Origin of the sequence: Novosphingobium sp. Fuku2-ISO-50 (genome assembly GCF_001519055.1) — a bacterium.
GTDB lineage: Bacteria > Pseudomonadota > Alphaproteobacteria > Sphingomonadales > Sphingomonadaceae > Novosphingobium.
Window position 1 is genome coordinate 151,957 of record NZ_KQ954288.1, and the last position, 19,634, is coordinate 171,590.

General features: G+C 64.4%; 19 protein-coding genes. 7 read left to right on the forward strand and 12 right to left on the reverse strand.

The window, feature by feature from the left end; all coding sequences use genetic code 11:
• Nucleotides 1-12: 12 nt before the first annotated feature.
• The 10 genes from AQZ50_RS07920 to AQZ50_RS07960 form a co-directional block, all read right to left on the reverse strand.
• On the reverse strand, nt 13-837 hold the full coding sequence (locus AQZ50_RS07920) for a class I SAM-dependent methyltransferase (RefSeq protein WP_067745102.1): 825 nt from the start codon (nt 835-837) through the stop codon (nt 13-15).
• A complete protein-coding gene (locus AQZ50_RS07925; protein WP_067745105.1) occupies nt 834-1,460 on the reverse strand; it encodes a glutathione S-transferase family protein in 627 nt (208 codons plus the stop codon). Before AQZ50_RS07925 ends, AQZ50_RS07920 begins: the two co-directional genes overlap by 4 nt.
• A 59-nt stretch (nt 1,461-1,519) precedes the next feature.
• Nucleotides 1,520-2,518 (reverse strand): ribosome small subunit-dependent GTPase A, encoded by a 999-nt coding sequence (rsgA, locus tag AQZ50_RS07930; protein ID WP_067745411.1) that lies wholly within the window; start codon nt 2,516-2,518, stop codon nt 1,520-1,522.
• A gap of 27 nt (nt 2,519-2,545) precedes the next feature.
• Nucleotides 2,546-3,256, reverse strand: coding sequence for a polyamine aminopropyltransferase (locus AQZ50_RS07935; RefSeq protein WP_067745108.1), 711 nt, complete (start codon nt 3,254-3,256; stop codon nt 2,546-2,548).
• A gap of 2 nt (nt 3,257-3,258) precedes the next feature.
• Entirely contained in the window at nt 3,259-3,381 is a 123-nt protein-coding gene (locus tag AQZ50_RS21145; protein ID WP_255354601.1) for a hypothetical protein, read from the reverse strand.
• Between the two features lie 116 nt (nt 3,382-3,497).
• Nucleotides 3,498-4,733, reverse strand: a complete 1,236-nt coding sequence (locus AQZ50_RS07940) for an MFS transporter (RefSeq protein WP_067745110.1) — start codon at nt 4,731-4,733, stop codon at nt 3,498-3,500.
• Between the two features lie 276 nt (nt 4,734-5,009).
• A complete protein-coding gene (gene recA, locus AQZ50_RS07945) occupies nt 5,010-6,080 on the reverse strand; it encodes a recombinase RecA (protein WP_067745113.1) in 1,071 nt (356 codons plus the stop codon).
• 278 nt (nt 6,081-6,358) lie between these two features.
• The gene (locus AQZ50_RS07950) at nt 6,359-7,255 is read right to left on the reverse strand and encodes a bestrophin family protein (RefSeq protein ID WP_067745116.1); all 897 of its coding nucleotides are present in this window, start codon (nt 7,253-7,255) and stop codon (nt 6,359-6,361) included.
• Complete coding sequence (locus AQZ50_RS07955) at nt 7,252-9,690, reverse strand: response regulator (RefSeq protein WP_067745119.1); 2,439 nt, start codon at nt 9,688-9,690, stop codon at nt 7,252-7,254. The genes AQZ50_RS07950 and AQZ50_RS07955 overlap by 4 nt, the downstream gene beginning before the upstream one ends.
• Entirely contained in the window at nt 9,687-10,235 is a 549-nt protein-coding gene (locus tag AQZ50_RS07960; protein ID WP_067745122.1) for a DUF2062 domain-containing protein, read from the reverse strand. Before AQZ50_RS07960 ends, AQZ50_RS07955 begins: the two co-directional genes overlap by 4 nt.
• A gap of 47 nt (nt 10,236-10,282) precedes the next feature.
• Between AQZ50_RS07960 and AQZ50_RS20925 the strand changes: the two genes are divergently transcribed.
• The 4 genes from AQZ50_RS20925 (at nt 10,283) to AQZ50_RS07975 (ending at nt 13,317) form a co-directional block, all read left to right on the forward strand.
• Complete coding sequence (locus AQZ50_RS20925; protein WP_231730166.1) at nt 10,283-10,426, forward strand: hypothetical protein; 144 nt, start codon at nt 10,283-10,285, stop codon at nt 10,424-10,426.
• Nucleotides 10,427-10,511: 85 nt separating this feature from the next.
• Entirely contained in the window at nt 10,512-11,690 is a 1,179-nt protein-coding gene (gene ubiM / locus AQZ50_RS07965; protein ID WP_067745413.1) for a 5-demethoxyubiquinol-8 5-hydroxylase UbiM, read from the forward strand.
• 99 nt (nt 11,691-11,789) lie between these two features.
• Nucleotides 11,790-12,818: a fatty acid desaturase family protein gene (locus AQZ50_RS07970; protein WP_082703511.1), complete on the forward strand. Its 1,029-nt coding sequence runs from the start codon at nt 11,790-11,792 to the stop codon at nt 12,816-12,818.
• Nucleotides 12,819-12,882: 64 nt separating this feature from the next.
• Nucleotides 12,883-13,317 carry a GNAT family N-acetyltransferase gene (locus tag AQZ50_RS07975; protein ID WP_067745128.1) on the forward strand — a complete coding sequence of 145 codons (435 nt, stop codon included), beginning with the start codon at nt 12,883-12,885 and terminating at the stop codon, nt 13,315-13,317.
• Between the two features lie 52 nt (nt 13,318-13,369).
• Here the strand turns inward: AQZ50_RS07975 and smpB are convergent, their stop codons facing one another.
• A complete protein-coding gene (smpB, locus tag AQZ50_RS07980) occupies nt 13,370-13,852 on the reverse strand; it encodes an SsrA-binding protein SmpB (RefSeq protein ID WP_067745131.1) in 483 nt (160 codons plus the stop codon).
• Nucleotides 13,853-14,015: 163 nt separating this feature from the next.
• Here smpB and AQZ50_RS07985 point away from each other — a divergent pair, with 163 nt between their 5' ends.
• Both AQZ50_RS07985 and AQZ50_RS07990 read left to right on the forward strand, forming a co-directional pair.
• On the forward strand, nt 14,016-15,143 hold the full coding sequence (locus tag AQZ50_RS07985; protein WP_082703493.1) for a patatin-like phospholipase family protein: 1,128 nt from the start codon (nt 14,016-14,018) through the stop codon (nt 15,141-15,143).
• Nucleotides 15,144-15,172: 29 nt separating this feature from the next.
• A complete protein-coding gene (locus AQZ50_RS07990; RefSeq protein WP_067745134.1) occupies nt 15,173-15,955 on the forward strand; it encodes a 3-hydroxybutyrate dehydrogenase in 783 nt (260 codons plus the stop codon).
• Between the two features lie 635 nt (nt 15,956-16,590).
• On the opposite strand, the gene dapA is transcribed toward AQZ50_RS07990, so the two are convergent.
• Nucleotides 16,591-17,472 carry a 4-hydroxy-tetrahydrodipicolinate synthase gene (gene dapA, locus AQZ50_RS07995; RefSeq protein WP_067745136.1) on the reverse strand — a complete coding sequence of 294 codons (882 nt, stop codon included), beginning with the start codon at nt 17,470-17,472 and terminating at the stop codon, nt 16,591-16,593.
• A gap of 102 nt (nt 17,473-17,574) precedes the next feature.
• Here dapA and AQZ50_RS08000 point away from each other — a divergent pair, with 102 nt between their 5' ends.
• Nucleotides 17,575-19,611, forward strand: coding sequence for a lytic transglycosylase domain-containing protein (locus AQZ50_RS08000; protein ID WP_082703494.1), 2,037 nt, complete (start codon nt 17,575-17,577; stop codon nt 19,609-19,611).
• The last annotated feature ends 23 nt before the right edge of the window (nt 19,612-19,634 follow it).

Below are 19,634 nucleotides of genomic sequence, written 5' to 3' on the forward strand. Positions count from 1 at the left end.
AACAAGCGGGTTTCAGCGATCAGAGCGATCGGAAGTTGCACGAACGATCCACGCCGCCGCCGGAAAGGCCACCACGCCGCCCTGCAGATGCCGTTCGAGCACCCCCGCCATCGCCGCCTGCATGGCGGCGCGCGCCGGATTATCGAGCGCCGCCAATCGCGCCGCCACCGGTCCGATACGCGAAAAGAACCCGATCGCATCAGCCACCGGATCGTCCCCGCCCCCGGCAACATACTGGAAATCGACCGGCGTAAAAGTCGCATCGCGCCACCCCGACAGGCAGCATTCGACGTGCGCCGGATCGGCAAAGGCAAACGGCCCTGCGGGAAAGCGAATCACCGGCTCGGGCTCAAGCGCCGGAAACAGGTCCGCAAAGACCCGCGCCCAGAGGTTTTCCCGAGGGGATCGGAAACAGCTGAACACCATGCGCGCAGCCGGCGCGGCCATCGCGGCAAGATGGCGAAACACGGCGGGCGGATCGGCAAAGAACATCACGCCATGGCGGCTGACCAGCAAATCGGGCTGCCCATCGGGATCGACGAATGCCCCCGCATCGGCATGATGAAACACCGCCCCGCCGACCGAACGCGCCCGCGCCGCCGCGATCAGATCGCCCGATACATCGACACCGACGACCCGCGCCCCGGGCCGCATCGCCGCGACGGCCAGCGACAGCTCGCCCGCCCCGCACCCCAGATCGAGCACGCGCTCGCCCGGCTCGTCTGCAATCGCCGACAACAGATGCGGCGTCAGCCCGGCGAAGCTGCGATCCGTCCGCCGCCATTCATCCGCCCATGCGCGCCCGACGCGCGCCTGCCATTCGCTGCCCGTTGTCATGATCCGAAATAGGCCCCGCCCTTGGCCCGCGCGCGCTGCCACGCCGGGCGGGCATGAATGCTCTCGACAAATGCGGCCAGCTTCGGCCAGGCGTCCGCCCCGCCCTGCATCACCGCGATTTCCGCCGGAAAGCTGAGCATGACATCGGCCCCGGTCCAGTCGTCGCCGACGAAATGGCCCGAAGGCCGCAGGATCGCTTCGAGATAGCCGAAATGCGCCGCAAGCTGTTCATCGATCCGCGGCTTGAGCGGCGCTCCACCCTCGCCGAGCCGCCCGACGTAAAGGTTCAGCAGGATCGGCGTCATCGCCGAGCCTTCGGCAAAATGCATCAGCTCCAGATGGCGCAGCGCATCGTCGCTGCCCGGTGCCGGCAACCAGGCGCCCTTGCCATAACGCTCGCACAAGACCTGCACGATCGCGCCCGATTCCTCGATCACCCGGCCATCGATTTCGAGCAGCGGCGATTTGCCCAGCGGATGTACCGCCTTCAATTCGGGCGGGGCCAGATTGGTGACCGCATCGCGGCTATAATGCCGGATTTCATAGGGCACGCCCAATTCTTCGAGCAGCCACAGCACCCGCTGCGATCGGCTGTTGTTCAGATGGTGGACGACGATTCCCATGATCCGGCTATCCTCTCGCGCCTTTGTCAAACGCAGCAGAGCCCGGTTGCATCACAGCGTCAAGTGCGACTTCGCCGCTTGCCCCGCGCCGCGTTGGCCGCCTCTTCCGCCGTCAATTTCTGCCAGCGCGCAAATCGCACGGGATCAAGCGTCCCATCGGCCAGACCGGCCTGCACGGCGCACCCCGGCTCGGCGCCATGCCCGCAATTGGAAAAGCGGCATTGCTGCGCCAGCATGACGATGTCGTCGAACACGTCGGCCAGCCCCTCGTCGGCATCCGACAGATGCAGTTCGCGCATGCCGGGGGTGTCCATCAGCCATCCGCCCTGGGCAAGCCGGTGCATTTCGCGCACGGTGGTCGTGTGCCGCCCTTTGCCGTCGGCTTCGCGAACCGCCTGCGTCGCGATTGCGGCCAATCCGGTCAGCGTCTTGATCAGCGTCGACTTGCCGACGCCCGATGATCCCAGCAAGGCGACGGTCTTGCCCGGGCCGCACCATGCGGCAAGGCGGGCGACGCTTTGCGCATCCTTGGCATTGACGGTTTCGACGTGCAGGCCCGGCTGCAACCCGCGCGCCGCCTCGGCATACGTCTCGGCGGTGTCGGTCTTGTCCACTTTGGTCAGCACGATCACCGGCGTCACGCCGACTTCGCGCGCCAGCACCAGATAGCGTTCGAGCCGGGCAAGATTGAAATCCTGATTGCACGAGGCGACGATAAACAGCGTATCGACATTCGCGGCGATCAACTGCGTCTTGCGGACATTGCCGGGCGTGCGCCGCTTGAACACATTGGCGCGATGCAGGATGCGCGCGATCTGCGATGTCGCCTCATCGATCAACAGCCAGTCGCCGACCGTCGCATGCGATTCCTCGTCGGGCGCATCGGCGATATGCGGCGAGATCAACCGATCGCCCGCAGCTCCGGCCACCGCAATCTTGCCGCGATGCACCGCCATGACGCGCACCGGGCAAAGCCCCGCGTCGGCTCCGGTCGAGACTTGCGCGCTGAAAAACGGTGTCCAGCCCAGCTCGGTCAGACGGTCGTTTGGCGCGGACATGGTGGGCTGAATGCTGCTTTCGACCATTCAGGCGGGTTTTGCGGCCAGCCAGATGGTATGGTTGACGTTGTCGTTGTATTCTTCGGCCGCAATCGTGATTTCTTCAACCGCGAATCCCGCACGTTCAAGCCGCAGCACGAAATCGGCATCGCTATAGGCCGACCAGATCGCCAGCACACCGCCCGCGCGCAAGGCCGCATAGCTCGCGCGCAGACCCCAATCGCAATAGAGCCGCTCGTTGGCCAGCTGTACCAACCCGTCGGGCCCGTTATCGACATCGAGCAAAATCGCGTCAAAGCTGCCCGGCGCGCGCACGATCACATCGTGCACATCGGCCACTTCCAGCGCCACGCGCGGATCGGTCAGCGAATCGCCAAAGATGTGCGCCAAAGGCCCGCGCGCCCAGGTGACCACTTCGGGCACCAGTTCCGCAACGACGATTTCCGCCTCCGGCCCCCAGGCCGCCAGCGCCGCGCCGAGCGTAAAGCCCATGCCCAGCCCGCCGATCAACACCCGGCCATCGCCACGCCCCAGCCGTTCGCAGGTCAGCGTGGCCAGCGCCTGTTCGGAATGGCGGACATGGCTGCCCATCAATTCGTCATCGGCAAACTGGATCGAGTAGAAATCGCCCTGACGGATCAGATGCAATTTCCCCCCGCCGGGGATGAATGCAGCGTCGATATATTCGTAGCGCTCGCCGGCCGCAGTCTGATCGGCCTCCTGTACGGATACAGTCAAAATCAGAGCGCAACCTTCGCGGGCTTGGCCGCCTCGGCCAGCGTCTTTTCGGCCAGCTTGCGGCGCGCAATATCAGCCGCGATGATGCGCTTGTGGTTCTTGTTGGCGGTACGGATATTGGGCATGGGGGAATCCTGTCTGCTGAAATTCAGCTGCGCCGCTGGCCCGATTGGCAACAACCAAGCGCTTGTCACGACCCCTTGGTCATATATCGCCCCCAATGACAAGCGATGATCGCGGCTTACGCCTGCACCGGCCCGATCGGATCGATCCGCAGGCATTTTGCCAGAATGAAGCCTTGCAACGCGACGGCGATGCCGCCGATCAGCAAAAACGTCGTCCCGATCCCCATCGCGCCGGTCAGCATCCCGCAAAGCAGATTTCCGATCGACAGCCCGCCACGCATGGCCAGCATATAGATGCTCGTCATCTGGCCGCGATTGGCATCGTCGATCGACACTTGCAGAAACGTGTTGGCCGACGTGTTGGCGACCGTCATAAGAAAACCGCATGCCACCAGCACCAGCAGGAATTGATGGGCATTGGCAATCAACGGCACGGCCATGACGAACAGGCCGAAAAACAGCGGAGAAATCAACGACAACCAGCGCGATTTGAGCGTTTTGGCGGTGACCATGATAAACACCGGCCCGGCCAGCCCGCCAATGCCGAACGCCGCCATCAACGTGCCGAAATCCCCCGCCCCGCCGTGAAACACCGACCGCACGACAACCGGCGTGAAAGTAATGATCGGGCCGCAAAAGAGCGACGTCACCAGCACCGAAATCACATGCCAGCGAATGGAGCCATCGCGCAGGATCTGCCGGATGATCTGGATGGGCGGCGTCGTGGGTGCGGCGATCTTCTTGCGTTCGCGCGCCATTTTCGACCAGGGCAAAACCCAGTAGATCGTCGCAAAAAACGGCACATAGGACGCGGCATTGGCGCCAAAGCACCACAACGCGCCATAGCGAACCATCACCACCCCCGCGATCGCCGGGCCGAGCACCCGCGACAGATTGAACTGCGCGGAATTGAGCGCGATCGCCTGCCGCTGCTCCTTCTTCGAAACGATCGAGGGGATCAGCGAGGAAAAGGCCGGCATCGACAGCGCATCGGTGATTCCGACGACCAGCGACAGCGCGATGATGATCCACACATTGATCCAGCCCGCCGCCAAAAGCGCGAAGATCAACGCCGGGCACAGCATCTGAATGCCCTGAAACAGAAAGATGACTTTGCCCTTGTCCGCCCGATCCGCCAGCGCCCCGCCCAGCAGAGTCAGGATCCAGAACGGCGCATTGATCGCGAAAGCATCGAGCCCCAGCAAAAACGAAGACCCACTCGTCGTGATGACCAGCCACGGCTCGGCCACCGACTGCATCCACGACCCGATGTTGGAGAGCAGGCTGCCACACCAGAAGGCGCCATAGCGCTTCGTTCTCAGCAGACTGGTGGAATTCGTTTCATCGGACATCCGAGCCGCTATAGCAAAAAGAAGCGGCCACGCCCCCGAAACTCAGCGCACTATGATCAGGCATTGACCGCATGCGCCAACAAAGCAGCCTGCCCATCCGTGCTGCTATTCGCCGCACGATCCATGCAGGCAAAGGAAAACCGGCGCGTTCCTACCGGGGAACGCGCCGGTTTTGGGTCGGCGAGGGGATTGGGTGGCGGGTCGGGGGGAACCTGCTGCCCGTGCCTGGTCCTTCGCTCCGTGGGGGCACGGGGCGAAGGGGCGCTCACCTGAAGGTCATGATTCGTCGTCCGCGTCCGGGCCGGCCATCATGCCTTCGGCCACGACCTCGGTGCGGCTGCGGATGGCAGCTTCGAGACGGTTGGCCATTTCGGGGTTGTTGCGCAGGAAGGTCTTGGCGTTTTCACGACCCTGACCGATGCGCGTGGAATCATAGCTGAACCAGGCGCCCGACTTTTCGACGATGCCGGCCTTGACGCCCAGATCGAGAATTTCGCCGATCTTGGAAATGCCTTCGCCATACATGATGTCGAATTCGACCTGCTTGAACGGCGGGGCGACCTTGTTCTTGACCACTTTGACGCGGGTGGCGTTGCCGACGATTTCGTCACGGTCCTTGATCTGACCCGTGCGACGGATGTCGAGACGCACCGAGGCATAGAATTTCAGCGCGTTGCCGCCGGTGGTCGTTTCCGGATTGCCGTACATCACGCCGATCTTCATGCGCACCTGGTTGATGAAAATCACCGTGCAGCGCGACCGGCTGATCGATCCGGTCAGCTTGCGCAGCGCCTGGCTCATCAGGCGGGCCTGCAGGCCGACGTGGCTGTCGCCCATTTCGCCTTCGATTTCGGCGCGGGGGACGAGCGCGGCGACCGAGTCGACCACCAGCACGTCGATCGCGTTGGACCGGACCAGCGTGTCGACGATTTCCAGCGCCTGCTCGCCCGTATCGGGCTGCGAGACGATCAGATTGTCGATGTCGACACCCAGTTTCTTGGCATAGGCCGGGTCGAGCGCGTGTTCGGCGTCGACGAATGCGGCGGTGCCGCCGATCTTTTGCGCCTCGGCAATGCAATGCAGCGCGAGCGTGGTCTTGCCCGAGCTTTCGGGCCCATAGATTTCGATGATGCGACCGCGTGGCAAGCCACCAACGCCGAGCGCGATGTCGAGCCCGAGCGAGCCGGTGGAGACCGCCTCTATCTGCATCGTCTCTTTCTGCCCGAGCTTCATCACCGAGCCCTTGCCGAATGCCCGGTCGATCTGCGCGAGCGCTGCGTCGAGCGCTTTTTGACGATCCATCTGCTTGTCTTTGCCTTCCTGAATAAGCTTGAGCTGCGCCGCCATGGCTTTGCACTCCCCTTTGCTAGAGATGGCCGACAGGGACCGTCAACAGCGCCTTTGTACCCATTTCGTTCTATTGGAACAAGAGGGGAACACTAATTTTTCGCCAAATTCGCGACAAATGATCGCAAGCACTTAGCAGCAAAAGCAAATTCACGTCGGGAAAAGCGCGGAACCAGCCTGCGCGCTATGCCGCGCAGCCCCCTGCCCGCATCGGCGTTCCGAAAATTTTCTGCGTCAACGTGCGGTCGCGATCCAGCGATGCCGCGAATCGGTGCCGGTCAAAGCAGAACACCGCCCACCGGAGCCAAAAGCGGCGGCAACAGCGTCACCCCCGCAGCGCCGAGCATTTCGCGCTCGATCATGCGTACCATGGCATCGAGCGGCAAGTCATTGGGTTCCAGACCAAAGGGTTCTTCAAGCTGATCGCCCAGCGCATCGAGCCCGAAAAACGTATAGCCGACAAGCAGTGACGGGACGAGCGCCCACCAGCCCATCGTCCCCGCCAGCGCCATCGGCAGCGTCAGGCAAAAGACATGCGCCGTCCGGTGCAGCAGCAGCGAATAGGCGAACGGCACGGGCGTTGCCGCGATCCGTTCACAGCCGGCCTGAACCTGACTGAGCGCGACAAGCTGATCCTCCAGCCGCGCCCAGACCAGCGGATCGATCCGCCCCGCGCGCAGCGCGCGCTGGATCGTGCGCCCCATCGCCGACAGCACGGCGTCGGTCGGGTTTGGGCCATCACCGACGAGCCCGTCCGGCAGCCGCGCGGCAATCGCTGCCGCTTCATCGCCCCCGCGCAGGCGCGCGGCGAGGCCCGCGGCGAAAGCGGCAACACCCGAGAGCAGAACCGCACGCGTTTCATCATCGAAAACTTGCGACTGGCGCGCCAGCGAACGCGCCGCGATGATCAGCGCGCCCCACAACTTTCGCCCTTCCCACCAACGGTCATAGCAGGCGTTGTTGCGAAAGCTCATGAAGATCGACAGCGCAAGGCCGATCAGCGTGAACGGGATGGCGCCGATCCGCGCAAAGATCCCCGGATGCAGATCGGCGGCAAACACGGCGGCCCCGCCGACCGCCGCGATCACCACCAGCCGCCCGACGATACGGGGCAGCATCGTGCCGCGCAGGGCAAACAGGACTTCGATCAGGCCGGGTTTGTCGCGGACGATCATGTTTCGCCGCGCAAGACGTCTTCGACCGCGCTGACGATCTGCTGCACCGAAAACGGCTTGGGCAGGAAATGCATGTTGGGAATATCGATTTCGCGGCGCAGCGTTTCCTCGGCATAGCCCGACATGAACAGGAACGGCAGTTCGGGTCGGCGTGCGCGGATTTCGCGGGCCATCGCCGGTCCATCCATTGTCGGCATGACCACGTCGGAGACGACGAGATCGAACTTGCCCCCTTCGTCATAGGTCCGCACGAGCGTTTCGAGGCCCTCTTCGCCGTCGCTGGCGGTGGTCACTTCATAGCCCTGACGCACCAGCGCACGCTCTGCGACGGCGCGCACGGTGTCTTCGTCCTCGACCAGCAGGACGCGGCCCCCGGCGGTCCACTGGCGGCGGCGCGTTTCGATCTGCCGTTCGCGCGGGGCTTCGGCCTGATCCGCCGGGTCGGGGATATGGACGGGGAAATAGATCGTGAAGCGAGTCCATTTGCCATAGTCGCTTTCGGCGAAGATGAACCCGCCCGACTGTTTAACAATGCCATAGACGGTCGACAGGCCGAGCCCGGTCCCCTTGCCGCGATCCTTGGTGGTGAAAAAGGGCTCGAAGATCTTGTCGATCTGGCCGGGGCGGATGCCGTGGCCGTTATCTTCGACGACCAGCGCGGTATAATCGCCGATCGGCAGGATGTCGGTCTTCATCGCGCGGACCATTTCGGCGGTGATCCGGCGGGTGATCAGCTTCAGCACGCCGGGGGCCCGATTGTCTGCCGCCTTGTTGTCCGCCATCGCATCGCGGGCGTTGACCGCGAGATTGAGCAGCACCTGTTCGAGCTGCACCGGGTCGGCACGCACCGCGCCGAGGCCGCGATCGTGCGTCACTTCGAGCGTGATGCGTTCGCCGATCAGGCGTTTGAGCAGAGTCGAGACTTCGGCCACCACGTCGGGCAATTGCAACACTTGCGGGCGAAGCGTCTGCTGGCGCGAAAAGGCGAGCAATTGGCGCGTCAGGCTGGCCGCGCGATTGGAATTGGCCTTGATCTGCTGAATATCGTCATAGTCGCTGTCGCCGGGGGTATGGCGCAGCAGGATCAGGTCGCAATAGCCGATGATCGCGGTCAGCACGTTGTTGAAATCGTGTGCCACGCCGCCGGCAAGCTGACCGATCGCCTGCATTTTCGAGCCTTGCGCGATCTGGTGTTTGAGCCGGGTTTCCTCGCTCGAATCCTTGAGGCTGAGCAGGACCGCGCATTCGCCAAGGCCGCGCACCGCGGCAAGGCCCAGCAAAACCGGCTCGTCAGGCGTGGCGCGCAGGCGCACCGCGACATCGCCCGATGTCGTTGCCCCCTGGGTATGGCGGCGAATGGCGTCGGACAGCGCGCCTTTGTCTTCGCGGATGACGAGATCCGACGGATAGGGCGGAGGGACAGTCCCGTCATGCCCGGCGACGCGCAGAAAGGCCGAATTGGCAAACAGGAAGCGCCCGTCGCGATCGACCATGGCCAGCCCGAGCGGCAGGCGCGCGAGCAAGGCCTCGATCTGCGGCAGCCCGGCGCGGGCATCGCCGACGCCCGCATGGCTGTCGACAACCAGAAACAGCGAGGGGACAAGGCTCGGGTCGTCGGGCTCGCCCGCGTCGGGATCGGCAATCGGAACGTGGAGAAAGCGCACCGGCATGCCGCGCCCGCGTTCCTGCGTGAAATAGATGTCCTGCTGGGCGTCGGATTCGAAATGGCTGACGAAATCGCTGCCGATGATGTCGCCGGATTGAGAGCCTGTCGCGCGCAGGACAAAGGCCTCGTTGGCGGCGAGCATGCGCCCGTCGGGGGCGACCACGGCAGCCTGGATGCTTTCGCGGCCCAGCGCCCGGCCGGGCTTTCCGGCGATGGCAGCGATCGCTTCGGACACCGGATCGTGCCGGACGACCGGAACGAGACGCCAGATCAGATGATCCTCCCCCCGCCCGGCGCGATCGACCGACAGGGTAAACGTGCCGCTGGCGGCGGTGACTTCGCCGACATGCGCCTGGCCGTCGCGCCATGCGGCGCGGGCGGCTTCCTCGGCGCGTGCCGGGTCGGCGGCGGCCAGCGGCAGGCGCGGCGGCGCGACCGTGCCGAACCATTCGGCAAAGCGCGTGTTGGCGCAGACCAGTCGCCCGGCGCGGTCGGTGATCGCCACGGCCTGCGCCGGGTGTTCGATCGCGGCATGGGTGACCGACCAGTCGGGCGCGGAAAAGTCGGTCGCGACCGGCGCAGGCCGCAGCGCGAGAGCCGCGCGCAGGACAAGGCCGAGAACCACGACTCCGCCGCCATAGACCGCGGCAATCACCACGCTTCCGGCAAGCACATCGACCGCCGCGATGCTGAGCGCCAGCGCCAGGCCGACCAACGCCACGTCGCGCCAGGACCGTGCCGCCGGTGCTTCTGCAGGGAGTGCGCTCATGCGTCGATCCGGGGCCGCAGCCGTTGGCGCCGACGCGCCATGACGCGCCAGCGCCAGATCCGCGATGCGACGACATGGCCCATGATCGCCGCCGCCACCGCCAGCAGTGTCAGGCCGAGCGCCAGCGCGGGGGCCGCATCGCTGCCGATCCAGGCGAGCCATTCCGCCCCGGAGGCGCCGCGTTCCGCCATCGCGGTTATCGCGGCGATGTCGGCATGATAGCCAAAGCGATTGCCGATCGAGGCCGCCGCCGGAAGGAACACGAAAACCACGGTCGGCGGGATCGACACGAATGTGGTGAGCGCCGCAATCGGCACATTGGCGCGAAACGGCAGGCACAGCAGCGCGGCGCCGATCACCTGCAACCCCGGCACCATCAGGAAAATTCCGACGAACAGCCCGACCGCCACCCCGCGCGGGACCGTGCGGCGGGTAAACCGCCACAATTCCGGCCGCGCAGCCAGCGGCGCGACCAGGCGATGGCGCGCCAGGCGTTCACGGGTCGGCATGCGGCCATGGGCCCAGGCGAGGAATCGGTCGAGCATCAGAACAACCGGTTAGGCCAATCCATGGGCAAAGGTATAGTTCAAAGATGAAGCGTGCCGCGCGCGCGATCACGGCGGGGGCGCGGCCGGCCGCCCGCAGTTTTGACGAATATCATTTTGCCCTGCGGTTGCGGCGCCTATCCCGCCATCGTCGCGACCGGCCCAGCGGTGTTGCGGGCATGGAAAAATGAAGGCCTGCCATTTTGTTGCCGTGAATGGGATTTAGGGCGAATGGCCTTAAGGGTCTGACGCAGAACACCGGACTGGACAATGTGCATGACAGCCTATGACGTGATCGTGGTCGGCGGCGGGCCTGCCGGGCTTGGCTTTGCGCGCGCACTAGCGGGCTCGGGCCTGCGCCTCGCGGTGGTGGAACGCAGCCCGCGCGCGGCATTGGCCGATCCGGCGGACGACGGGCGCGAAATCGCGCTGACGCACCATTCGGTCGCCACGTTGCGCAAGCTGGGCGCGTGGGACGCGCTGCACGCCGACGAAATTGCCCCCTTGCGCGCGGCGCATGTCTTCAATGGCGGATCGCCCTTTGCCCTGTCGTTCGATACCGCGGGCAGCAAGGCGGGGGCCGGTCCATTGGGCACGATGGTCCCCAATCACGCGATACGCCGCGCACTGTTTGCGGCGACAGAGGGACAGGACGGGCTAGACCTGATGACCGGCGTCGGCGTGACCGGCGCGCGGGCCAATCGCGCAGGCGCGTCAGTGACTCTCGATGACGGGCGCGTGTTGACCGCGCGGCTGCTGGTCGCAGCGGATTCGCGCTTTTCGGCCATTCGCGATCAACTGGGGATTGCGGCGCGGATCAACCGTATCGGCAAATCGATGATGGTATGCCGCGTGATGCACGAAGCCGATCATGACGGGATCGCCACCGAATGGTTCGACCATGGCCAGACGATCGCGATGTTGCCGCTCAGCGGGCGGCGTTCGTCGGCGGTTCTGACTCTGCCGTGTGCCGAGATCGACCGGCTGGCCGCGCTCGATGCCGATGCGCTCGGTGCGGAATTGACCCGGCGCTTTTCCGGTCGGCTTGGCGCGATGCGCGTGCTCGACCGGGCGCATGTCTACCCCTTGGCGACGACCTGGTCGCATCACTTTGCCGCCGATGGCGCCGCGCTGATAGGCGATGCGGCGGTGGGGATGCATCCGGTAACGGCGCATGGCTTCAATCTGGGCCTCGCCGGCGCGACACGGCTGGCCGATCTGATTGCCGCAGCGGCGGCAAAGCGGCGCGACATTGCCTCGCCCTTGCTACTCCGGCGCTATGAAACCGCGCACCGGCTGCAATGCCGGCCGCTTTACGACGCGACCGCGATGATTGTCGGGCTCTATACTGCGGAAAGCCCGGCAGCGCGCGCCGCACGCCATGTGACCTTGCGGGCTGCTGCACGCTTGCCGTTTTTGCGGCAAAGTGTCAGTCGCCTGCTGATGCAGTCCTGATCCGGAGTTCCCCCCAAAGTGCAGCCAGCGCCCATCCTCGCCCCCTCGTCAAATCACGACGAAACGCCCCGCAAAGGCGCGCGCATCACGCTGTCCGGCATGGCGGACGATCGTGAACTGTTGCGCACGGCCGCCGAATTGACCCGCGATCTGCAAAAGCCGCGCGCGTGGATCTATTGGCCCGATTTTCTCGGCTCGGCGGCAGTCGGCTATGGCTCGCTGACGGGCGCGATCCTGGCGCATTCGCCGTGGGTGGCGCTGGCCTTTGGCGTGCTGGCCATTTTGGCGCTCTATCGCGCGACCTTGTTCATTCACGAGATTACCCATCTCAATCACGCGCTGCTCCCCGGATTTCGCTTCGTGTGGAATCTGGTGATCGGGGTGCCGACGATGCTGCCCTCGTTCATGTACGAAGGCATCCATACCCAGCATCACACGCGCACCAAATACGGCACCGCCGAAGATCCCGAATACTTGCCGCTGGCGCTGATGAAGCCGTGGAGCCTGCCGTTCTTTTTCCTCGTTGCCGTGTTCATGCCGGTCGGGCTGATCCTGCGGTTTGGCGTGCTGGGGCCGCTGTCGATGATCATCCCGCCATTGCGCCGGGTGGTGATGGAGCGGCTTTCCGGGCTTCAGATGAACCCCTCTTATCGCCGCCGTCCGCCCGAAGGCGAATTTGCACGGCAATGGTTCTGGGAAGAGCTCGGCGCGTCGCTGGTGGCCATGACGATCATCGCCACGGCGGTGACCGGGCTGCTGCCGCTCCATGCGCTGCTCGTCTATATGGCGATCATCGCCGGGGTGGCCTTGCTCAATCAGGCGCGCACGCTGGTCGCGCATCGCTGGGAAAACGAAGGCGAGCCGCTGACCGTAACCGCGCAGTTCCTGGACAGCACGAATGTGCCTTATGGCATCCTGCCCCGGCTGTGGGCGCCGGTGGGCCTGCGCTTTCATGCGCTGCATCACTTGTTGCCGAGCCTGCCCTATCATTCGCTGACCGAGGCGCACCGCCGCATCGCAGGCGCAATGGGCCAGGATTCGACGTATGCCAAAGCGAACTATCCGACTTTGCGCGGACTGCTCGCCCGCCTGATTTCCAGCACGATGACGCGCGGAATGACGGGCTGACCGGACAAATCCGACCCCCGGGCCAAAGCTGACTTCCGGGCAAAAAGGCGTTAGGGCGAAAGGCATGACCTTTCGCCTGACCATTCCCGACGATCCCTCGCCCGCCGACCGGGAAGCCGTATTGGCCCCCTTGCGCGCCTATAACATCGCGCAAGCCGGCGATCCGCGTATCCGCCCGGTCGCGATCCTGATCGCCGCCGAAGACGGAACGCGCGAAAGCGGGTCATGTGGTGGCGGGCTATGGGGCCGGATCGGCTATGACTGGCTGTTCGTCGAATTGCTTGCCGTACCCGAAGCCGCGCGCGGACAAGGACTGGGCCGCGCGCTGATGCAACGGGCCGAAGCGATCGCGCGCGAGGCGGGCTGCGCCGGGATCTGGCTCGATACGTACGAATTCCAGGCGCGCGGGTTCTATGAACGGCTGGGCTTCACCCTGTTTGGCACATTGCCCGACCATCCCGTTGGTCAGCGGCGCTTTTTCCTGATGAAACGCCTGTGACCCAATTCAGCTGTAACCCGCGTCAGTTGTGCCCGATTCAGCTATGCCCGATTCAGCTATGTTCGCGCATGATGCGCGCCTTGTCGCGCTGCCATTCGCGTTCTTTGGTCGTGGCGCGTTTGTCGGCGGCGTTTTTGCCGCGCGCGAGCGCCAGTTCGACTTTGGCCCGGCCGCGCCCGTTGAAATAGACCGACAACGGCACGAGCGTCATGCCCTTGCGCTCGACCGCGCCGTGAAAACGGCTGATCTCGCGCTCTTTGAGCAAGAGTTTGCGCACCCGCTTGGGTTCGTGGTTGTACCGGTTGCCATGGCTGAATTCGGGAATGTTGGAATTGATCAGCCAGACTTCGCCGTTTTTGACTTCGGCATAGCTTTCCGCGATCGAACCCTGGCCAAAGCGCAGCGACTTGACCTCGGTCCCGGTCAGCGCGATCCCCGCCTCATAGACATCGTCGATGAAATACTCGAAGCGCGCGCGCCGGTTTTCGGCGACGATCTTCTTTTTGTCGAATTCGGGTGGAGTGGGACGCGCCATGGTTCGACGGCATGTAGGGCGATGCGCGCGGAAATGCAAAGGTGCAGAAAGAGGCGCAGGCGATATTGCGCCGCATGGTCCGGCCACATGATCTGCCACATGATCTGCCACATGATCTGATTGCCGTCATCACCCGTTCATCCTTCGCAGTGCAGCACGCGCCATGAAACAGGAACCATTCAGCCACATGACCAAGACCAACCACGGCGAATCCTGCGTGCTCGTGCTACAGGGCGGCGGCGCGCTCGGCGCCTATCAGGGCGGCGTGTTCGAGGCACTGGCAGCCGCCGATTTCTGCCCCGACTGGGTCGCGGGCATTTCGATCGGCGCCGTCAATGCGGCGCTGATCGCGGGCAATCCGCCCGAACGGCGGGTGTCGGCGCTGCGCGCGTTCTGGGAGAATGCGTCGGGCCGGGTGCCCTTTGCGGCGCCGTTCGAGGACGGCTGGGGGCGAAAGCTGTTCAACGAGGCGGCGGCGGCGACGGTCGCGATGACCGGGGTGCCCGGCTTTTTCACGCCGCGCTGGCAGATGCCGTGGATGGCGCTGCCCGGTTCTGCGCAAGCGATCAGCCTTTACGACACCACGCCTTTGCGCGAAACGCTGCTCGAACTTGTCGATTTCGACTTGCTCAACGACGGGCCGATGCGGTTCAGCGTTGGCGCGGTCAACGTGCTGAGCGGCAATTTTGTCTATTTCGATAATCGCGACCGCCGTATCGGGCCCGATCATATCATGGCCAGCGGCGCGCTGCCGCCCGGATTTGCCCCGGTGATGATCGATGGCGAGCCTTATTGGGACGGCGGCATCGTCTCGAACACCCCGCTGCAATATGTCCTCGACGAACGGGGCAAGCATCCGCTGCTGGTATTTCAGGTCGACTTGTTCAGCGCGCGCGGGATGATGCCGCGCACCCTGGCCGAAGCGGCGCAGCGCGAAAAGGACATCCGCTTTTCCAGCCGCACCCGGCTCAACACCGATGTCCACACGCATATCGCGGAATTGGAAGCAGCGGTCGCCCACCTGCTGGAAAAGCTGCCCGACAGCGTCAAGGACGATCCCGACTATCGCGCGTTGATCACGCGGCGCAGCGGCGGCCCGGTGACCATCATGCATCTCATCAATCGCCCCGAAGACTATGAATCGCAGGGCAAGGACTACGAATTCTCGCACACGACGCTGACCGGTCATTGGCAATCCGGCAAGGATGACGTCATCAGTTCGCTGGCAAGTCCGCGCTGGCGCCGCCGCGTGCCGCCGGGCCATGGTATTGTCACGCTCGATCTCGAATGATTCGCATCCAACCAAACGGAGCCCTCCCCATGACTCTCGACAACAAGGTTTCGCTCATCACCGGGGCAGCCAGCGGCATCGGCTTTGGCATTGCCCGCCGCTTTGCGGCTGCCGGAGGGCGCGTCGCGATCGCCGACTTGCGGCTTGACGCGGCCGAGGCGGCAGCGGCGGCGATCAATGCCGACCATCCCGGCGCGGCGATCGCCGTGGCGATGGATGTCAGCAGCGAGGATGACGTCAACACCGGCGTCGCCAAAGTGGTCGAAACCTGGGGCACGGTCGACATTCTGGTATCCAATGCGGGGATTCAGATCGTCAACCCGGTTGAATCATTTGCCTTTTCCGACTGGAAAAAGATGCTCGCGATCCATCTCGACGGTGCATTTCTGACCAGCAAGGCGGTCCTGCCGCACATGTATGCGCAAGGCAGCGGCACGATCCTGTTCATGGGGTCGGTCCATTCGAAGGAAGCCTCCCCGCTGAAAAGCGCCTATGTCACGGCCAAGCACGGATTGCTCGGGCTGTCGCGCGTGATTGCCAAGGAAGGCGGAGCCAAAGGCGTGCGCAGCAATGTCATCTGCCCCGGTTTTGTCCGCACGCCGCTGGTGGACAAGCAGATTCCCGAACAGGCGAAGGAATTGGGGATCAGCGAAGAGGACGTGGTCAAGAAAGTCATGCTCGGCCAGACCGTTGACGGCGAATTCACCACGGTCGAGGACATTGCCGAAGTCGCGCTGTTCTTTGCCGCTTTTCCGACCAACGCGCTGACCGGCCAGTCGCTGACCGCCAGCCACGGTTGGTCGATGACCTGAACGAGGCGGCCCGTCCTCCCCCCAATTGCCCGTCAATAAAAAGAGAGATGGACCGCATGGCGGTCATATCCCGGGCGAATACGGGGGGGACGCCCGGCATACGTGATCAACGGCAAGCCGGAATTCGAGCCGATCCGATCGCTCCACGAACCCGACGCCGGGATCACCACCTCCAATTCCCGGCCAGAGGCGGGCTGGGATCAAAATCGCGGCTGCCCCGTTCCGGCGCGGCGCAACGATGGTTGCGTGCATGGCCAGACATGGGAGCCGCCCACAAATCGAAGGAGCGAAACCAACGGGGGCTCCACCATTCTCTTGTTCGCTGGATTAAGTATCAAATACCCATTTGCAGCACAACTGCCGCAGGCCCGTTAAAAGGCGCGTAAAACAGGGCGTATAGGTAAATTGCACCACAACCGATGCAACTATGCATCACTCTGCGCAGACGTCGAAATTTTCTGTTAACCAAAAATATGCCAAATCGCCGATCAAAGAGATGCCCTATTTAGGACGATCGTCAAATTTTGACAGACAGACACGCTCCAGCCAACGCCGGACGTTTCGCGGCAACCAAGCCGTATTATTGACCCCGGGGCGACCGCACGCTCACGCGCCGCCGCCCCGGAGGAAACGATTTACAGCAGGCCGGCGTGAATCAGCGCGGCATCGACCGCCTTGCGCGCAGGCTCGCTGCAGGTCACCAGCGGCAGGCGCAGTTCCTCGGTGATCCAGTCGTGCACGCGGGTCAGCGCATATTTGAGCGGCGCGGGCGACGCATCTTCGAACATCGCATAGTGCAGCGGATAGAGCCGGTCGTTCAATTCGCGCGCGCGGACGAAATCATTGGCCGCACAGGCTTCCTGGAAATCGGCACACAGACGCGGCGCGACATTGGCGGTGACCGAGATGCAGCCCACCGCGCCCGCCGCATTGGCCGGCAGCGCGAGTTCGTCATCACCCGAAAGCTGGCAGAAATGCTTGCCGATGCCCATGCGATGGTCGGTCACGCGCGACAAGTCGCCGCTCGCATCCTTGATGCCGATGATCCGATCGGGAAAGCGCCGCGCGAGTTCGCACACCGTTTCGGGCAGGATGTCGGTCACCGTGCGGCCCGGCACGTTGTACAGAATGATCGGCAGATCGTTGTGTTCGGCAAGATAGCTGAAATGCGCGAGCAATCCGGCCTGGCTCGGCCGGTTGTAATAAGGCGCGACAAGCAATGCCGCCGTAGCACCGCTCTTCTTTGAAAAATTCATGTGCAACAGCGCGTTCATCGTGTCGTTGCTGCCGCAACCGGCGATGACCGGAACCCGGCCCGCCGCCTGTTCGACGCAGACTTCGATCACGCGATGGTGCTCGGCATTGGACAACGTCGAATTTTCGCCCGTCGTGCCGCATGGCACCAGCGCCGACGACCCGTTCTCGATCTGCCATTCGACCAGTCGCCGAAACGCTTTCTCATCCAGCGCCCCATCGCGAAAAGGTGTCACGAGGGCCGGAATGGAGCCGGAAAACATGGACTTTGTTCCTCAAGTTGGGGCATAATCAAGATCGGGCGGACAACGCGAGCCAAAGCACGCACGGTCACGAGTCCGCCTGATAAGGAGACGCACCCCCTGATGTCCAGCACGGACATGCATAGAAAGCCCGGTTTGATGCGCTGGCGGCCTGTCCGCTCGCGCCGCTGGCTCGCGCTTGTGCTGGCTCCGGTGGCGGCAGGCTCGCTGGCGAGCGCCAGCGACGGCGATTACGACGGATCGACCTGGGACCGCGCGCGCGCGCAGTTGACCAGCCAGAGCCAGGGCCCGATGGCGCAAGCGATCGAGCGGTGGAAGCTGCTGACCGCCAGCCCCCGGTTCGGCTTTTCCGACTACGCCGGTTTCGTCACCGGCTACCCCGGCTTTCCCGAGGAGGACCATCTGCGCCGCGCCGCCGAGGCCGCGCTCGATCACGAAGTCCCCTCGCCCGAGGCGCTGACGGCCTTTTTCGACCGCTATCCGCCGCTGACCAACCCGGCGCGCGCGCAATATGCGCTCGCCTTGCGGACAATGGGCCGACCCGAAGCTGCCGAGATGGCGCGGGCGGCCTGGCGCGGCGGGGTGATGAGCGATGCGGCGGAAACCGCGATCCTGACCACTTGGGGCAGCACATTTGTCACCGCCGACCATGACGCGCGGATCGATGCGCTGCTTTGGGCCGGAGCCGCTGTTTCGGCGCAGCGGCTTTTGCCATGGACCTCTCCCGGCGTGCGCCCGATCGCGCAAGGGCGGCTGGCGGCGCTGGCGGGCGGCGATCCTTATGCCGCCGCCGCGCTTCCCACCGCACTGCTCGACAGCGATCCCGGCTTTGTCTTTCAGCGCGCGCGCGAATTGCATCGGCTGGGCCGAATCGAGGCCGAAGCGGTCTATCTTGCCAATCGCCCGCTCCTGAACGCCCGGCCGCTCGATCGGCCGCACTGGATTGCCGAGCTTTTGTCTGCCGCACGCGGGGCCGCAGCGATGGGCGATTCGACCAGCGCGGCGCGCATTGCGCTGGGCGCCGCCGACGCCTTTGCCCCCGGTGAGGATGTCTGCCAGCAGCCTTATGCCGTGCGTGACGATTATACCTCGCTGACCTGGCTCGGCGGGACGAATGCGCTGTGGCGAAACCATGACGGACTCAATGCGGCGACGCTGTTCCGCCGCTATGCCGACGCGGGGCGCGGCCCCGGGGTCAAGGCCAAAGGGCTCTATTGGGCCGGGCTCTCGCTCACGCGCAGCGGCCATCCCGCCGAAGCGCAAGACGCCTTTGCCGGTGCGGCGCGCCATCCCGATCAGTTCTATGGCCTGCTCGCGCTCGAACGTCTGGGCCAACCGGTGCCGCGCCTCGCCGCCGCCACCGCGCCCGAACCCACGCCCGAAGAACGCGCGCGCTTTGCCGCCGCGCCGCTGACGCAGGCGGTGCGCGAAGTCGCGCGGGCGGACGACTGGCACACGACAATCCGCTTTTTCAAGGAAATCGCCGAACAGCAACAGACTCCGGGCCAGCACCAGCTCGTTGCCGAACTGGCACAAAACCTTGGCCGTCGCGATCTCGGCGTGATCGTGGGACAAGCCGCAGCAACGCATGGTTACCCGCAGTTCGAAGCAATCGCCTTTCCGCTGATCCCGGTCCCGCCGGGACAGGCGCGATCCTGGACCATGATCCATGCGATCATCCGCCAGGAAAGCCAGTTTGCGCAAAACGCGGTCAGCCATGCCGGAGCGCGCGGACTGATGCAGATGATGCCCAGCACTGCCGGAGAGCAGGCGGGCAAGCTCGGCCTGTCCTATTCGCCCAATCAGCTGATCGCCGACCCGCAGTTCAACATGGCAGTGGGCGGAACCTATTTCGGTCACTTGCTCCAGGTTTTCGGCGGCAGCTATCCGCTGGCGGTCGCCGCCTACAACGCGGGCGCGGGCAATGTCGGCAAATGGCTGCGCGCCAATGGCGATCCGCGCACCGGGCAGATCGAATGGGTCGACTGGATTGAGCGCATCCCGCTGTCGGAAACGCGCGGCTATGTCACGCATGTCCTTGAAAACGCGGTCATCTATGAAACGATGAACCCCGACAAGGCAAGCTATGGCGGGCCCGATCCGCTCAGCCATTTTCTGGGCAAATCGCATCCGGGTTAAGCGCCCCCTCCCCAAGCCGCCGT

Coding starts and splice junctions, on each gene's coding strand:
- AQZ50_RS07920 (WP_067745102.1), bottom strand. CDS start 837: ATGACAACGGGCAGCGAATGGCAGGCGCGCGTCGGGCGCGCATGGGCG.
- AQZ50_RS07925 (WP_067745105.1), bottom strand. CDS start 1,460: ATGGGAATCGTCGTCCACCATCTGAACAACAGCCGATCGCAGCGGGTG.
- rsgA (WP_067745411.1), bottom strand. CDS start 2,518: ATGTCCGCGCCAAACGACCGTCTGACCGAGCTGGGCTGGACACCGTTT.
- AQZ50_RS21145 (WP_255354601.1), bottom strand. CDS start 3,381: ATGCCCAATATCCGTACCGCCAACAAGAACCACAAGCGCATCATCGCG.
- AQZ50_RS07940 (WP_067745110.1), bottom strand. CDS start 4,733: ATGTCCGATGAAACGAATTCCACCAGTCTGCTGAGAACGAAGCGCTAT.
- recA (WP_067745113.1), bottom strand. CDS start 6,080: ATGGCGGCGCAGCTCAAGCTTATTCAGGAAGGCAAAGACAAGCAGATG.
- AQZ50_RS07950 (WP_067745116.1), bottom strand. CDS start 7,255: ATGATCGTCCGCGACAAACCCGGCCTGATCGAAGTCCTGTTTGCCCTG.
- AQZ50_RS07955 (WP_067745119.1), bottom strand. CDS start 9,690: ATGAGCGCACTCCCTGCAGAAGCACCGGCGGCACGGTCCTGGCGCGAC.
- AQZ50_RS07960 (WP_067745122.1), bottom strand. CDS start 10,235: ATGCTCGACCGATTCCTCGCCTGGGCCCATGGCCGCATGCCGACCCGT.
- AQZ50_RS20925 (WP_231730166.1), top strand. CDS start 10,283: ATGAAGCGTGCCGCGCGCGCGATCACGGCGGGGGCGCGGCCGGCCGCC.
- ubiM (WP_067745413.1), top strand. CDS start 10,512: ATGACAGCCTATGACGTGATCGTGGTCGGCGGCGGGCCTGCCGGGCTT.
- AQZ50_RS07970 (WP_082703511.1), top strand. CDS start 11,790: ATGGCGGACGATCGTGAACTGTTGCGCACGGCCGCCGAATTGACCCGC.
- AQZ50_RS07975 (WP_067745128.1), top strand. CDS start 12,883: ATGACCTTTCGCCTGACCATTCCCGACGATCCCTCGCCCGCCGACCGG.
- smpB (WP_067745131.1), bottom strand. CDS start 13,852: ATGGCGCGTCCCACTCCACCCGAATTCGACAAAAAGAAGATCGTCGCC.
- AQZ50_RS07985 (WP_082703493.1), top strand. CDS start 14,016: ATGAAACAGGAACCATTCAGCCACATGACCAAGACCAACCACGGCGAA.
- AQZ50_RS07990 (WP_067745134.1), top strand. CDS start 15,173: ATGACTCTCGACAACAAGGTTTCGCTCATCACCGGGGCAGCCAGCGGC.
- dapA (WP_067745136.1), bottom strand. CDS start 17,472: ATGTTTTCCGGCTCCATTCCGGCCCTCGTGACACCTTTTCGCGATGGG.
- AQZ50_RS08000 (WP_082703494.1), top strand. CDS start 17,575: ATGTCCAGCACGGACATGCATAGAAAGCCCGGTTTGATGCGCTGGCGG.